Annotated in this window: 13 protein-coding genes and 1 pseudogene; 13 read left to right on the top strand and 1 reads right to left on the bottom strand. The window is 58.5% G+C overall.

Annotated elements, in window-relative coordinates:
* Positions 1-660 precede the first annotated feature (660 nt).
* From EN808_RS19365 to EN808_RS19405, 9 genes are all read left to right on the top strand, one after another.
* Positions 661-1251 carry a NodA family N-acyltransferase gene (locus tag EN808_RS19365; protein ID WP_024505875.1) on the top strand — a complete coding sequence of 197 codons (591 nt, stop codon included), beginning with the start codon at positions 661-663 and terminating at the stop codon, positions 1249-1251.
* On the top strand, positions 1248-1907 hold the full coding sequence (nodB, locus tag EN808_RS19370; protein WP_126057632.1) for a chitooligosaccharide deacetylase NodB: 660 nt from the start codon (positions 1248-1250) through the stop codon (positions 1905-1907). Before EN808_RS19365 ends, nodB begins: the two co-directional genes overlap by 4 nt.
* A 15-nt stretch (positions 1908-1922) precedes the next feature.
* Positions 1923-3248 (top strand): chitooligosaccharide synthase NodC, encoded by a 1326-nt coding sequence (gene nodC, locus EN808_RS19375; RefSeq protein WP_032899868.1) that lies wholly within the window; start codon positions 1923-1925, stop codon positions 3246-3248.
* A 260-nt stretch (positions 3249-3508) separates the two neighbouring features.
* Positions 3509-4423, top strand: coding sequence for a nodulation factor ABC transporter ATP-binding protein NodI (nodI, locus tag EN808_RS19380; RefSeq protein WP_024505873.1), 915 nt, complete (start codon positions 3509-3511; stop codon positions 4421-4423).
* Positions 4424-4426: 3 nt separating this feature from the next.
* Positions 4427-5215, top strand: a complete 789-nt coding sequence (locus tag EN808_RS19385) for an ABC transporter permease (protein WP_029356621.1) — start codon at positions 4427-4429, stop codon at positions 5213-5215.
* Between the two features lie 289 nt (positions 5216-5504).
* On the top strand, positions 5505-6266 hold the full coding sequence (locus EN808_RS19390; RefSeq protein ID WP_024505871.1) for a sulfotransferase: 762 nt from the start codon (positions 5505-5507) through the stop codon (positions 6264-6266).
* Between the two features lie 377 nt (positions 6267-6643).
* Complete coding sequence (locus EN808_RS19395; protein ID WP_126063813.1) at positions 6644-7930, top strand: dicarboxylate/amino acid:cation symporter; 1287 nt, start codon at positions 6644-6646, stop codon at positions 7928-7930.
* 272 nt (positions 7931-8202) lie between these two features.
* Positions 8203-9264 (top strand): LacI family DNA-binding transcriptional regulator, encoded by a 1062-nt coding sequence (locus EN808_RS19400; RefSeq protein ID WP_024505889.1) that lies wholly within the window; start codon positions 8203-8205, stop codon positions 9262-9264.
* Between the two features lie 164 nt (positions 9265-9428).
* Complete coding sequence (locus EN808_RS19405) at positions 9429-10232, top strand: TIM barrel protein (RefSeq protein ID WP_024505888.1); 804 nt, start codon at positions 9429-9431, stop codon at positions 10230-10232.
* 48 nt (positions 10233-10280) lie between these two features.
* On the opposite strand, the gene EN808_RS19410 is transcribed toward EN808_RS19405, so the two are convergent.
* Positions 10281-11198 carry a LysR family transcriptional regulator gene (locus EN808_RS19410; RefSeq protein ID WP_024505887.1) on the bottom strand — a complete coding sequence of 306 codons (918 nt, stop codon included), beginning with the start codon at positions 11196-11198 and terminating at the stop codon, positions 10281-10283.
* Between the two features lie 701 nt (positions 11199-11899).
* On the opposite strand from EN808_RS19410, the pseudogene EN808_RS37805 reads away from it, so the two are divergent.
* The 4 genes and pseudogenes from EN808_RS37805 to EN808_RS19425 all read left to right on the top strand — a co-directional run.
* Positions 11900-12274 (top strand): annotated as a pseudogene (locus EN808_RS37805) (IS110 family transposase); the annotation flags it as partial.
* A 91-nt stretch (positions 12275-12365) separates the two neighbouring features.
* The gene (locus EN808_RS37810; RefSeq protein ID WP_245265439.1) at positions 12366-12890 is read left to right on the top strand and encodes a transposase; all 525 of its coding nucleotides are present in this window, start codon (positions 12366-12368) and stop codon (positions 12888-12890) included.
* A gap of 1218 nt (positions 12891-14108) precedes the next feature.
* Positions 14109-14390: an acyl carrier protein gene (locus EN808_RS19420; protein ID WP_126057635.1), complete on the top strand. Its 282-nt coding sequence runs from the start codon at positions 14109-14111 to the stop codon at positions 14388-14390.
* Positions 14391-15599, top strand: a complete 1209-nt coding sequence (locus EN808_RS19425) for a beta-ketoacyl-[acyl-carrier-protein] synthase family protein (protein ID WP_135916645.1) — start codon at positions 14391-14393, stop codon at positions 15597-15599. It begins immediately after the preceding gene.
* Positions 15600-15650: the final 51 nt, after the last annotated feature.

Here is a 15650-nt window from a genome sequence, read left to right on the forward strand (position 1 = left end):
GCAAGGCCGGCGCCCTGGGTGAGCGCTGGTGTCGGGTGGTGGAAAGTACAGGGGGAGCTGTGTGGCCCCCTCTTTCTCGGCCTCGACGATGTGCGAAGGAGCCTGTGCGGCGAACGGGCCGACGCCCCAGGCTCAGAACCTGGGCGAACCTAACTCCCGCCAAAGGACAGCCCAGAGCTGGATACACGAAAGAGATACTGAACCCGCGAATCAGATTCTGATCAATCGTCGTGTCTGAGCTCCGCTCGGCTCTTACGGAGATAATCGCGCGGCCCGGCAACGGCCGCGCGTGCCGCGGGCGTGAGCTTTGCGCTTCGTCAGAAGTGCCTCGAGCGTGACGACGATAATTGACCAGCCATATGGAACGCATTCGCCCAGTTATCCAAAGCGTGGATACCTTTCATCTAAACAAAGGATTTTACCGTTTTTGCTGCAGGTCCCATAGAGGCGCTTCAAGTTGGAAAGATAGGTAGTTCCCATGGTTGCGTTGGATCCGAGGAGCATCATCTGGTGTGCGGGGCGCACAAAGTCAGTCGCATCTGCATTACGGCTTGGTCTTTCGGCGGTCTCCACAAGTTACGCCCCGTTGGTGCGATGCCAATTATTTAACCAATGCTTGGACATTTATCTCAACCAGACAGCTCCAAGGTGAGGTCTTCCATGCGCCCGAATGTCGATTGGAAGTTGTGCTGGGAAAATGAGCTGCAACTGGCCGACCATGTCGAACTCTCCGACTTTTTTCGAAAGACCTATGGACGGACTGGCGCCTTCAACGCGGAGCCATTCGAAGGCGGCCGCAGTTGGGCCGGCGCGAGGCCGGAATTCCGCGCAATCGGCTACGACGCGCATGGGGTAGCGGCTCACATCGGCATGCTGCGGCGCTTCATCAAAGTTGGCGAGGTCGACTTGATCGTCGCTGAATTGGGCCTGTACGCGGTTCGTCCGGATCTTGAAGGGCTCGGAATCGGTTTTTCGATGCGCGTGGCGTACCCAGTGCTCCATCAGTTGGGTGTTCCATTCGCTTTCGGCACGGTTCGGCACGCGCTGCGAAACCATGTCGAAAGATTCTGCAGAGCCGGCCTCGCGAACATTGTGTCGGGCGTTCGCGTACGATCGACCCGTCCAGATGTGCATCCCGACCTGCCGCCCACGCGCCTGGAAGACGTACTCGTGTTGGTTTCGCCGATCGGACGCTCGATGGACGAGTGGCCGTCCGGTACCCTGATCGACCGGAACGGTCCGGAACTATGAAGCCTCTGGACTACATATGCGAAGGGCAGAGTGACAATGCCGATGGCACTGCAGAGCGCAGCGTCTATCTGACGTTTGACGATGGTCCCAATTCATTTTTCACACCGCAGATACTCAATGTGCTGGCGCAACATCAGGTGACGGCGACCTTCTTCGTTGTTGGGGCCTACGCGGCCGACGAGCCGGAACTCGTTCGCCGAATTATTACAGACGGGCACGGTATAGCCAACCACACGATGACTCATCCGGACCTGGCCAAATGCGGGTCCGTCGAAGTCGACTGCCAGATAGTTGAGGCAAACAGAGTCATAGGGATGGCTTGCCCGCAGGCCATGGTTCGGTACTTTCGTGCACCGTATGGCATCTGGACCGAAGAAGTAATCGCTGCATCAGCGGGTGCGGCATTGGCGCCCGTCCATTGGTCCATTGATCCACGCGACTGGTCTCGCCCCGGCGTTGACGCCATCGTCGACAGAGTGCTCGCCGATATCCGGCCGGGCGCAATCGTGCTGTTGCACGACGGGTGCGCTCCCGACGAATTGCAACCAGGCAATCAAGCCAGTCTGCGCGACCAGACGGTGACAGCGTTGTCACGCCTAATTCCAGAATTGCACGGCCGCGGATTTGTAATCCGATCACTTCCTCAACACCCCTGAACAAACAGAGATCCTATGGACCTTCTCACCACAGCCAGTACTGTTGCCGTTTCGTCTTATGCGGTGCTCTCGACTGTTTACAGAGGCATGCAAGCGGTCTACTCCCAACCGGAAAATGTTACGCCGCCGTCGGAAAGCTTGTTCGGATCCGACCGTTGGCCGAGCGTGGATGTCATTATCCCCTGCTACAATGAGGACCCGCGCACACTCGCGGCGTGTTTAGCTTCCATTGCAAATCAAGATTACGCCGGAACATTTCAGGTCTATCTGGTTGACGACGGTTCTGGAAATCGTAATGCCGTCATCCCGGTACATCACGCCTACGAGGGCGACCCGAGATTCAATTTCATTCTGCTCCGCGAGAATGTTGGCAAACGCAAGGCGCAGATCGCCGCCATCCGCCGCTCATCTGGAGATTTCGTGCTCAGCGTCGACTCTGACACGACACTTGCGTCCGACGTCATCACAAAGCTTGCAGTAAAAATGCGGGATTCCATGGTCGGAGCGGCCATGGGCCAGCTGACGGCATACAACCGCAGCGACACTTGGTTGACCCGATTGATCGATATGGAATACTGGCTGGCTTGCAATGAGGAGCGCGCGGCGCAAGGTCGCTTTGGTGCGGTCATGTGCTGCTGCGGCCCATGTGCAATGTACCGCCGGTCTTGTCTCCTTTCTCTGCTGGATCAATACGAGACGCAGCTGTTCAGGGGGAAACCAAGCGACTTCGGTGAAGACCGTCATCTTACGATCCTCATGCTGAAAGCAGGCTTTCGAACCGAGTACGTTCCAGGTGCCGTCGCGGCGACAGTCGTTCCGGACAAGATGGGACCTTATTTGCGCCAACAACTCCGCTGGGCACGAAGCACCTTCCGGGACACGATGCTTGCGCGAGGTCTACTGCGTGGCCTGGATCGCTATCTAACTTTGGATGTGATGGGAGAGAATCTCGGCCCATTGTTGCTCGGCATCGCGGTAGTAACGGCGCTCGGTGAGCTACTATTTTCACATACAGTAAATTGGTGGACGGTGCTGGCTATTGTCACGATGACCATAATCAGATCTACGGTGTTATCTTTCCGCACTCGGCAGCTTCGATTCATCGGCTATTCAATGCACGCGTTAATCAGGATATTCCTGTTGATCCCCTTGAAGGCTTACGCCCTGTGTACATTGAGCAATAGCGATTGGCTGTCGCGTAAAAGTGTTCCCCTGCCCAACAGGAGCACAAAGGAAATCACAAGCGCGATGCCGCTTGCCGGAGCAAATGCTGCGGGCAATTCTGGAATTGCGGAGTCACTTCATACTGCAGATCTTTCGCTCACAGCTGGTGAAGTCTGACGGCCTTGCAGCGCCGAGTGACCGAGTAAGTTGTGTCAGTCGACACGGGGTGAAGCTTTCGAGTTACCTATGGTCAGAACGGGAACTATCTGGAAGCGACACGTGGCATCTTGACGTTATTCTTTGGCGGAAGCGATACACGCGTCGCTCCGGCCGCGACTTTCCAAAGGTGCCATCTCAAGGCGGTGGCCTGCTCTGAACCAGAATTCGCAAGTAAGCTGCCGGTGGCCAATCGGACTCATTCCGCTTGAGATAGACGCATGTCCAATGTAGCAATCGACCTTACCGGCGTAACCAAATTATTCGGAAACAAGCTCGTTGTGGACGGGCTGTCCTTCACCGTTGCATCGGGAGAGTGCTTCGGTCTGCTGGGGCCGAACGGCGCAGGCAAGAGCACGATTGCGCGTATGCTCCTCGGTATGACCCGGCCTGACGCGGGTGATATAACAGTCCTCGGTCTACCAGTGCCGGCACGCAGCCGCTTGGCCCGCAAGGGCATAGGCGTGGTCCCGCAGTTCGACAATCTCGACCTGGAATTTACGGTACGCGAGAACCTGTTGGTGTTCGGGCGCTACTTCGGCATGAGTACAAGAGAGATCAACGCCGTCATCCCACGGCTCCTCGAGTTCGCTCGCCTTGAGAGCAAGGCGGATTCACGTGTCGGCCTGCTATCCGGCGGGATGAAGCGGCGCCTGACGCTGGCACGTGCTCTGATCAACGACCCCCAGTTGCTTGTGATGGATGAGCCCACGACCGGCCTCGACCCGCATGCCCGCCATCTGATCTGGGAGCGACTTCGTTTCCTGCTGGCGAGCGGAAAAACGATCATTTTGACCACCCATTTCATGGAAGAGGCTGAGCGGCTTTGTGATCGGCTGTGTGTTCTCGAGCGGGGACGCAAGATCGCCGAGGGCAGTCCTCATGCGCTGATCGACGAGTACATTGGGTGCAACGTGATCGAGATCTTCGGCGGCAATCCACAGGAGCTGATTTCGCTGATCAGACCGTACGTTCAGCGTGTCGAGGTAAGCGGCGAGACGCTCTTTTGCTATGCGCCTGAGCCGGAGGATGTGCGCATCCAGCTTCGCGGTCGAGCGGGTCTGCGTATTCTAGAGCGTCCACCCAGTCTGGAGGACGTTTTCTTGAGGTTAACCGGACGTGAGATGGAGAAGTGAGCAATGGGTGAACGTTTTGCGGCCGCTCTACCCGCCAACGCCTGGAACTGGATCGCGGTGTGGCGCCGCAATCATCTGGCATGGAAGAAGGTGGCATTTGCTTCAATGCTCGGCACCCTTGCTGATCCGATGATTTACCTTTTCGGGCTCGGCACTGGCCTTGGACTGTTGGTAGGCCGCATCGAAGGTGCATCCTACATCGCCTTTCTGGCAGCCGGCATGGTTGCGACGAGCGCGATGACAGCATCAACCTTCGAAACAATTTACGCGGTTTTCGGTCGAATGCGCGATCAGGGCACTTGGGAAGCAATCCTGCACACACAACTTACCCTCGGCGACATCGTTCTCGGTGAATTGACCTGGGCAGCCACAAAGGCCTTTCTGGCCGGTACGACAATTGCGATTGTTGCCGCCGCGCTAGGTTATGCCGCGTGGACGTCGGTTCTCTACGTGCTGCCGGTCATCGCTCTCACCGGGTTCGCCTTTGCGAGCCTGGCCATGCTCGTCATCGCGCTCGCGCCCAGTTATCACTATTTTATTTTCTATCAGACGCTTGTCATCACACCCATGCTGTTCCTTTCGGGCGCGGTTTTTCCAGTCGGCCAATTGCCAGGAGTGTTTCAGCAGATTGCGGCCTTCTCGCCGCTGGCGAATTCTATCGATCTAATCCGTCCGGTGATGCTCGGCCGCCTGGGCGACAATGTAGGGCTGCATATAGGCGCACTTTGCATGTTCGCTGTATTGCCTTTTTTTCTGTCGGCTGGACTGTTTCATCGACGACTAATGCGTTGACGCTTACCTACGCCCATCAACGAGAAGGAGGTCCGCAATGCCGGATTGCAAACTGCCCCCAGCGGCCCGGAGGCATGCGTGTGCCAGGAATCGCGAGTGGTACAACAACGCCGAAGCCGGGCGCCACCCAGCCGCTGCAGGCACGCGCCCATCTTCGCGACCACACCTCGGAGTACAGGCTGGGTGGTGAGGCGCGCGGACCCACCCGGAGCGTTCAAGCGATAGCAGCCAAGCTTCTTGTGCGCGTCCCCAGACCGTCGCGGCCATTATTTAGTTGGATACACATGCAATGACCCACAACGAACCAACTCCTGAGCCTTTTGTGATCCTTGCTATGCCAAGGACCGGAACACACTATTTAGAAGAATTGCTAAACGAGCATCCGACCGTTCTGAGTAACGGTGAGTTGCTAAACGAATATGATCCCAATTGGCCCAGCACGGATCGCCTGCTAGGCACGGATCGCGAGCTTCTTGAGCTTGCCTATGTGCGCTGCCCTATGCGCGACTACAAGAATGTGACGCATCTTGGCTGCAAGATCAATGAACCTCAGTTTCGCGAGCGTCCAGCATTCTTTGCGGAATTAGCTCGTTGGCCAGCACTCAAGGTCATCCTCGTTGTTCGCCGAAACGTATTGGAATCGCTCCGATCCTTTGTGCAGGCCAGGGAAAGCGGTCAGTGGCTGAAGTTCAGCTCGGACAACGATACCGCTCGGCCACCGAGCGTCAGGTTGTCAATCGCCGACTGTGAGGCTTATTTCAAAGCCGCCGACGATTTTCACGCTCGCGTTATGGACTCCTTCACGTCGACCAACCTGCTTGTAATGGAATACGAGAGCCTACTTCACGAACCTGCCCAATGCTTGGGAGCGGTTTGGGATTTCCTGGGCGTTCCAGCGCTTGAGCCATCAGATAACGCCATCTTGCAGCGCCAGGAAACGCGACCGCTTGATCAAACGGTGGAGAACTTTGACGAGTTGCGGATTCACTTCGCACGCGGACCTTATTCAAGATTTTTTGACCTCGGAGATTCAATGCGCTCCTACGCTTAATCGCTTGTACCGCGTGCTCTGATGGGCGTGTAGGATATCCTGCAGTTTGCGCGCATTCCGTTCCAAAACTGACAAACCAAAGTCACCAAGGCAACCGGCAGTCGATCTGCGGCGAACATCAAAGGGCACGGGCGCAAGGCGACCTGGTCAATTCCCTCTCTGATGAAGCACTTCCTCAGACGCGATCTTTGGCGAGCCTCGAGTGCAGAATTCCGGCAAGGTGGAGGGTTCCAGTGCGCAACTGCACCAATCTCGCTGGACGGGACAGGCGTCCAGTTGGCACGGCGCTTGCTCCGAGATGACAGCAGCGCTCGACCGGAGCGCAGCATGGGAGAAGGAGGAGCCCCCACCCCGATCCGGTCAGGGAGAGAGAAACGATGTTGGTTCCAAGAGTCCCCCGCGCGATCGCAGCGCCCCGCAAGCGCCATTTTGCCCGGACCTACGTGCAGGTACTTGCCGCCATGGTCCTTGGAGCCGCAATTGGCTACCTCTATCCGGAAACCGGCCAAAGCCTGAAGCCGCTCGGCGATGCCTTCATCAAAGTCATCAAGATGATTATCGCACCTGTCATCTTCCTGACAATTGCGACCGGCATTGCCGGCATGAGCGATCTGCAGAAGGTCGGCCGAGTTGCCGCCAAGGCGATGGTTTATTTCCTTACCTTCTCGACGCTTGCACTCGTTGTCGGGCTGATTGTCGCGAATATCGTTCAGCCTGGCGCCGGCCTCAACATCGATCCGGCCTCGCTCGATGTCGAAGCCGTTAAGGGCTATGTGGCCACGGCTCACGAGCAGTCCGTGACCAGCTTCCTGATGAACATCATCCCGTCAACGATTGCCAGTGCCTTCGCGGAAGGCGACATCCTGCAAGTCTTGTTCTTCTCGGTCTTGTTCGGCATTGCTCTGGCGATGACCGGAGAGACGAGCAGGCCGGTCGTTACCTTTCTCCAGGCGCTCACCGCCCCCATTTTTAAGCTCGTCGGCATTCTGATGAAGGCTGCACCCATCGGCGCCTTCGGCGCTATGGCCTTTACGATCGGCAAATACGGAATCGGTTCGGTGGCCAACCTCGCGATACTGGTCGCGACGTTCTATCTGACCGCCTTCCTCTTCGTGTTCGGGGTTCTCGGCGTGGTCTGCCGCTGCAACGGCTTCTCGATCTTTTCTCTTGTCCGCTACATCAAGGACGAGCTGCTGCTTGTCCTGGCAACGTCCTCCTCGGAGGCCGCGCTGCCCTCGCTCATGGAGAAGATGGAGAAGGCCGGCGCCGCGCGTTCGGTCGTAAGTCTCGTCATCCCTACTGGATACTCATTCAATCTGGACGGCACCAATATCTACATGACGATCGCCGCCCTCTTCATCGCGCAGGCGACGAACACAGATTTGTCAATTGCCGATCAGATCCTCCTGCTGCTAATTGCGATGCTTTCCTCGAAGGGTGCGGCAGGCGTCACCGGCGCCGGCTTCATCACATTGGCCGCTACTCTGTCTGTCGTGCCGAGTGTTCCCGTTGCCGGAATGGCTCTAATTCTTGGCGTGGACCGCTTCATGTCGGAATGCCGCGCGCTGACGAATTTAGTCGGTAATGCGGTGGCATCGCTCGTTGTCGCTCGCTGGGAAGGCGAATTGGACCAGTCCCGGATGGAAGCCGCTTTCCGCGGTTAGGGTTACATCAAACGGGCTCCCCGCAAGCAAGCAATAGCGCGACGTGTAAGTCACGGCCTTCACAGCAGTCGAATTGCCGGCCTCCAAAGAGCGCTGGAAATAGTGTACTAACGCGGAGAGTAATACAACACCATGAAGCCCCTAAGCAAACGAACGGTTCACGGAAACTCATCTGGGTCCGCATGGAGCGCTGTTCGTCGAATGCGTTATCAACCGTGGGGTGTGGTAACTATTTCAGCTTGCCGCCCCAAGCCGTCGCGGGATCGCACCGGATGACGGAGGACCGGCCGATCAGAATCGCTAGGGGAAAGCGCGTCACAATTGCCGATCTCGCCCGCGAAGCCGGAGTCAGCGTAGCAACAGTCGATCGGGTTCTGAACGTCCGCCTTCCGGTGCGAGAGGAGACCGCCCAGCGGGTCCATGCGGCCGCGCACGCGATCGGCTATCATGCTGCCGGTCTCATCAAACAGCGCTTGCAGCAGCACCTGCCGCACTACAAGCTGGGCTTCATCTTGAGAAAACCTGCCCACGATTTTTACCAAGATTTCGCTCGCAATATTGAAGAGTCGGTCAGTATGGCTAAATCCTTCCACGGCCTTCCGATCATCGAGTTCGCGCAGTCACATTTGCCGCGTGACCTGCTCCCGCTTCTTAAGGACCTTGGAAGCCGCTGCCAGGCGATCGCCATGGTGGCGGCCGATCACCCGAAAATCACAGCATCAGTCGAGGAGCTCAAGGCGAAAGGTATCCCGGTATTTTCGCTGTTATCCGACTTCGCCGATGGCGTGCGCGAGGGCTACATCGGCCTCAACAACAGCAAGGTCGGACGGACTGCCGCTTGGGTGTTTTCCAAGGCCGCAAAACGGCCCGGCAAGGTGGCGGTGTTTGTCGGAAGCCATCGCTTCCAGGCGCATGCGACGCGGGAAACGGCCTTTCGTGCCTATTTTCGTGAGAACGCGCCCAAATTCGAGGTGCTTGATCCGCTCGTGAACCTTGATGAACGGCAGCTCACTTACGAAAAATTGCTGGATCTTATGCAGCGGGAACCAGAGCTCGTCGGCTTCTATATGGCCGGCGGGGGTATAGAGGGAGCAATTTCCGCGCTCCGAGAAGAGGGGAGCGGTCAGGATCTCGTCGCGATCGTGAGTGAAATGACGCCGCAGTCACGTGGGGCGCTTGCGGATGACATCTTGACGATGGCGGTCGGCACGCCAATGCGCCGACTTTGCCAGGAGCTGATAATGGCAATGGAGCGGGCCATCAAAGCCGGCGTCGCGGAGAGCCCGGGGCAGACATTTCTGCCGTTCGACATTTATCTTCCGGAAAATATTTGACCTTGATGGATTTCTATCATGAGCGCCCATTTTCCTTTCACCGATGAAAGGAAAGCTCGATTGACTCGGCCGTCTCTGTCCGATCTGTGAACCGGCGTGGTTCCGTCTTGAAAGAAGCCGGATGCCGAAATGGCAGCCGCGCTTCATGGAAGGAAAGTCAAGCAATGCGCCAGGTATCGCCCCGCTTTGCACTCGATCACATGGCGGCGCCCCGCCTTGACGTCAGTGCGCTTTTCGCGCTTGCCCGTGACCAAGGCCTGACCGACGTCCAAATCCGTTACCCTCATTTCAGCAATCCTGTCGCACGCGGCATTCCGGCTGCGGACGTTCGGTTTGCCGCTACCGAAGCGGGCGTCACGATCATCTCTGTCAACGCCTTGCAGCGGTTCAACGACTGGACTCCAACGCGTCAGGCCGAGGCAAGCAACCTCGCCGATTATGCGACGGCGTGCGGGGCAGAGACGCTCGTGTTGGTGCCGGCCAACCGCAGCTCGTGGCCCACCAATAGCGAGCGCCAGGACAATCTTCGTTTCGCTCTAAACGAGATCAAGCCAATCCTCCAGTCGCGGGGTCTGATCGGTCTCATCGAGCCGCTGGGTTTCCGAACCTGCTCGCTTCGATCAAAGAAGGAAGCGGCCGAGGCCGTTGCCGCGGTTGATGGCCAGTCCGTCTTTCGCCTCGTGCACGACACGTTCCACCACACCCTGGCCGGGGAGACATGCCTGTTCTGCGAGCTTACCGGCCTGGTGCACATTTCAAGCGTAAACGACCCGACCTTCTGGATTTACCCCGATCGCTTTCTTGCAGGTTCCGACAATGGCAGCCAGATTCAGGCGCTGCTGGATGGCGGCTACGCGGGACCTTTCTCGTTCGAGCTGATCGAGGAAGTCCATTCTCTGGACGATCTCGCAGGCGCACTTGCCGCCAGCATCGACTTTATCCGGCGAGGGCTATTGTCGTCAAAGTAGATGGTGACAGGTGTAGTGACTATAGGTGCGCCTGAATTTTCCGAGGGTTCACAGCGGGGCAGCCATCCGAGATGCCTCCTGTATCATTATCTCCCGCATCCAGATGCTTGCCGGATCGCTATTGTGGAGGGCCGGCCATTGGAGGGTCTCGGTGAATGTGGGAAATGGCAGCGGAAGTTCGATAACCCGCAGGGGGAACGTTTTTTCGAAATGCCTGACCAGCCGTAAGGGCATGGTCGCTATACGAGCTGTGCCGGACACCATAGGTGGAATCATGCTGAAGCCCTGCACGGCGACCTCGACACGTCTCTTAAGGCCATGCTCAAGCAAAAACCATTCCTCGATAGACGGCTTCATCGTACGCCCGAACCTGACCGCGACGTGCCTCATCGACATGTATCTCTCGAATGTAAGCTGCTGTGGCAGCTGCTTGTTTGTGGGACAGCCTACGCACACGAGCTTCTCGTCAAACAGCGCAATGCTTGAATGCACACTCGACGTGAACATATCCGGTAGAATTAGAAAATCGACGTCACCGCGCCGGAGAAGCTCATCGGGGCTATCGTCGACAGGCAGCAGTTCGAAGCTGACGGCGGGGGCTTCCCGTGAAATACGCTCCACAAGCTTTTCGAAAAACACGAGCGTGACGAAATCGGAAAGAATGATCCTGAAGAGGCGATCGGCTCGAGCTGGGTCAAACGGATCCGAAGAAATAATCGAGCACTGGATGTGCTGGAGAGCGTCGCGAACTGCGGGGGCAAATGCTGCCGCACGCGGGGTTAGAAATCGTTCGCGACCTCTTATCGTAAACAGTTCATCGCGGAAATAATCGCGCAGTCGGGCGACGGCCGCACTCATGGCGGGCTGACTCAGGTTGATCCTGCGTGCCGCCGCCGAGAGATTACGCTCCGTCAGGAGTGCGTCGAGCACAACGAGGAGATTTAGATCAAGTCCTTTGAAACGCATGTCATCAGCCATCCATGGGATGGATGCCTTTAACCGAAACAAACGACTTTAACAATTTAGCATTCTTGCAATCTTTTGTCGCAAAAAGTTTATGATGGATGACGTTAAGGTCCGACATATGAGCCGCGTGATCTGCCGAAGCGAGCAATCGTTCGTACTGTGCAGGTCAGAGATTGGCAGTTTGAAACGCCGGGCCGATGGCGCCGGGCTATCAACCAGCGTCTTCGGCGGCCCCGACCTAGCTGGGCGTGGAATCTAATAGGGTGCACCTTTCCAGTCCGAGGCGACTGATGGGCGGTTTGATCCTAAGCTGCCGTGAGGCCTGTGCCAATTGTATCGGCGAGCCAATGCAGCAGTCCGGCAGCGTTTTTGAGAGCTGTTGTAGGCTCGGCCTAAGCCCATTGGCGCAAGCCTATCTGAACGAAGCGCTTGGCCTTGCCGCTATCCGGTATGTGATCTGTGGTGTCTTCTCGTCCTGCTGTTCTTGTTTTGGAACGCCCTTATGGTGAGCCCATCCGGGACGTGGGGCACCGGGAGCACAAAGGTGCAGGCAGGCCGTCAATAGACCGTGGGCTGAGAGCCCGAGCTCGTTACATGGCCGCCCCTGGCGACTTTCCCGGATGCGCTGCGAGCGCGGATCAGTAGATGTCGTGTTGCCCGCCAGCTCCCGTCTTTGACCGAGCCAAGAAGGAGGAACGGGCATGCTTATCATCGGACTGGATATTCACCGCGCCTTCGCCGAAGCAGTGGCATGGGAGGAGGGCAGGCTCAGGCGACTCGGCCGCGTCGACATGCGGCGCGATCTGCTGGCGGCGTTCGCCGCGAAGCTGTCGCCGAACGATGTCGGGGTGATCGAGGCCACCGGCAGCGCGACGTCCGCTGCAGCTGTGATTGCGCCGCATGTGAAGAAGGTGGGGATCGCCAAGCCGAAACAGGTGTTTATCGTTGCCTATGCCAAGATCAAAACGACGATCGACGCCGACGTTCTTGCGCAGCTCTATGCCAGCGGCTTCTTGCCAGAAGTCTGGATTGCGGACGAGCCGACGCAGGCTCTGCGTCGACAGGTGACACGGCGCAATCAGATTGTCCGACAGAGATCTCGATTGAAGAGCGTCATCCAGTCGATCCTTCATAGCCACCTGATCCGTCCTGCCCGCATGCCGACCTGTGCGGCGCCAAGGGTCGGACCTGGTAATCGAGCAGGTCGTACCGCAGGACGAGCGCCTCGCGATCGATGGGCATCTGCGCGAGTTCGACCGATTGGGCGAAGACCTCCAGGTCATCGAACGCGATCTTGTCCGCTCGGCTCTCGAGGATGAAGGCGTGAAGCGGCTGATGACCATTCCCGGCGTCGACATCACCGTCGCGCTGGCGATGAAGGGCGGCGATCGGCGACGTGTCGCGCTTCGACGATCCGCAGAAGCTCGTGACCTATCTCGGGTTGAACCCAAGCGTCCAGCAGTCCGGCCAGGTCCGGCCTACCATGGGCGGATCACCAAGCAGGGCCGTGGTCATGCGCGCGGCATGCTCGTCGAGGCGGCCTGGGCGGCCGCTCGTGCTCCCGGACCGTTGCGAGCCTTCTCCCTGCGGCGTGCGAGCCCGGCGCGGACAGCATGTCGCGGCCGTGGCAACCGCACGCAAACTCTCTGTCGTGATCTGTCATCTGTTGAGAAGGGCGAGAGTTACGCGTAGGCTCGACCCTCCCTGCATGCCAAGAAGCTTGCGCGATGTGGAACTCAAGGCCGGGAGCAAGGCTGTGCGCGGCCAAAAGGGAGCGCACGCCTACAACATAAAGAGCCACCGGGAAGAAGAGCGCCGCTGGGTGGAGCAGGCCGAGGGCGCCTATGCACGCCTCGTCGCCGGTTGGAACCCACGAGGTCCGAAGAGGGTAGGCACGGATGCCGCAAACCGGGCGCCCAGCTTGGCATAAGGGCTACGTGGCCTCAGGAAGCGTCGTCGCCAATGCAGACCATGGACGAATTCCCAGCCGATGCCGAGATGCCGGTCGACCGTGCCTGTCGCCGTCCGGTGATGCGATGCCCCCGAGCGGATGAGTTCGCCCCGGATGCTCCCGGTCACGACGCACGGGTTCGGGTTCCAAGGCGCTCAGTTTTGTTCGCGCCCAATCGGTGTAGGACGCGGCAGAAAATACGAGCGTGACGAAATCGGGAAGAATGATCCTGAAGCGGCGATTCGGTAGAGCCGGGTCAAACTATCCGACGAAATAAACGAGCACTGGATGGGCGGGAGAGCGTCGCGAACTGGAGGGCAAGAGCTCCCGGACGCAGCGTTAAGTTTGAATACCTCCGCGGACATGGTCGCGAGCTTATCGCGCAAATAATCGAGCAGCCGAGCGCCGGCCGCACTCATGACCGGCTGGGCTCGGTTAATCCTGCATGCCGCGCCCATGAGGTTGCGCTCTGTCGGGAGTGCGTCGAGCACAACGACGAGATGTAGTTCACGATCTTTGAAACGCGTGGTCAACTATCCAAAGTGTGGATGCCTTTCATCGAAACAAACGATTTCATCAATGTTCTGGAATCCTGCATGGGCAGAAGCACCTGACGCACACCGATGCCCCCACTGCCTCATGGCGTGGCGAGCGTCTTAAGAAACCGCCCGAAAGGAGATTTTTCATGCGCTCTACCGGGCAGTGGAGTGCTGGGAAAGGGAGTTGCAACTGACCGGGTCCGACTTCTTCCGAGCCTATGGACAGACTGGGAGACGCGCACGGTGTAGCGGCTCACATCGTCATACTGCACCTACGCCACACACCGGCCGGACCTGATCCGGCTTTATGAGCATTGGGCTTTGTCAGTTGCCCAAGCGTGATGGCTTTCGCGACGCGGCGCGCCTCAGGAACTGAGCCGCGTCCAGGTCGAAACGCGGGAAAGAAAGACAGGAAACAGAATGGCCGATCAATTCGCAACGGACGTCATTGCCCTGATCAAGAAACGCGCCGAGTCGGAGAGCGGTGAGGGAATGCCTACGTCATTCGTCGGCGAGATAACAATCGCCACGGAACTGGACGCGCTCGGGTTTGATTCGCTGGGTTTGGCGGACGTCCTCTGGGATGTGGAGCAGGCCTACGGCATCAAGATCGACATGAACACGGCCGATGCCTGGTCCAATCTCAAGAATGTCGGCGACGTCGTGGAAGCCGTCCGCGGCTTGCTTGCGAAGGAGGCTTGAATGGACAGGCGCGTCGTTATCACCGGAGTGGGCGGCCTGTGCGGACTGGGCGCCGACGCCGCCTCTATGTGGAAAGAGNTGCGCGAAGGCCGCTCCGCCATCGGCCCGATCGCCAATTCCGAGCTTCATGACCTGGAGGGCATGACCGGCGCTGAGATCAAGGCGCTGCCCCAGCACGACATCAACCGGGGGCATCTCATCTCCATGGACCGCTTCAGCTTGCTCGCCGTGCTTGCAGCGCGCGAAGCCATGCGGCAGGCCGGACTTTCCTGGGACGAGGGGAATGCCCATCGCTTCGGCGCGACAGTGGGCGTCGGATTTACCGGTTCATACGCAACAGAACAAACTTACCGCTCACTGCTTTTGGGTAGCGCAATCCGTGCTGAACTCTTCACTGGAGTAAAGGTGATGCCCAGCGCCGCTTCCGTCCATCTTAGCTTGAGCCTCGGCTTGCGCGGGCCGGTCTTCGGGGTGACCTCCGCATGTGCCTCGGCCAACCATGCGATCGCCTCGGCGGTGGACCAGATCAAGCTGGGCCGGGCCGACGTAATGGTTTCCGGAGGCAGCGACGCACCCTTCGCATGGGGCGTGCTGAAAGCATGGGAAGCAATGCGCGTGCTTTCACCCGATACCTGCCGGCCCTTCTCCGCCGATAGGAAGGGCCTGGTGCTGGGCGAGGGTGCGGGCATGGCCGTGCTGGAAAGCTACGAGCATGCCACGAGGCGTGGTGCCACAATTCTTGCCGAGATCGCCGGCGTCGGCCTTTCCGCCGATGCCTTCCACATTGCCGCGCCATCTGTCGAGGGGCCAGCGTCGGCGATGCGCGCCTGCCTTGCCGATGCCGGGCTGAATGCCGAGGACGTCGACTACCTCAACGCGCACGGCACCGGTACCAAAAGCAATGATCAGACTGAAACGGCGGCGATCAAGCGTGTGTTTGGAAACCACGCTTATTTGATGTCCATCTCTTCCACCAAGTCCACGCACGCGCATTGCCTCGGCGCAGCGAGCGCGCTTGAAATGATCGCCTGCGTGATGGCAATCCAAGAGGACGTCGTGCCGCCGACCGCCAACTATCGCGAGCCAGATCCCGCTTGCGACCTCGACATCACACCCAATGTGCCGCGCGAGCGCAAGGTGCGCGTCGCCATGAGCAACGCCTTCGCCATGGGCGGTACGAACGCAGTTCTGGCATTCAGGCAGGTGTAGAAGCCATGCAAGACGCCTCATTTGAGGTCACCTGTCGTATCTAGCTGCTTG

It is taken from the genome of Mesorhizobium sp. M8A.F.Ca.ET.165.01.1.1 (genome assembly GCF_004792065.1).
Lineage (GTDB): Bacteria > Pseudomonadota > Alphaproteobacteria > Rhizobiales > Rhizobiaceae > Mesorhizobium.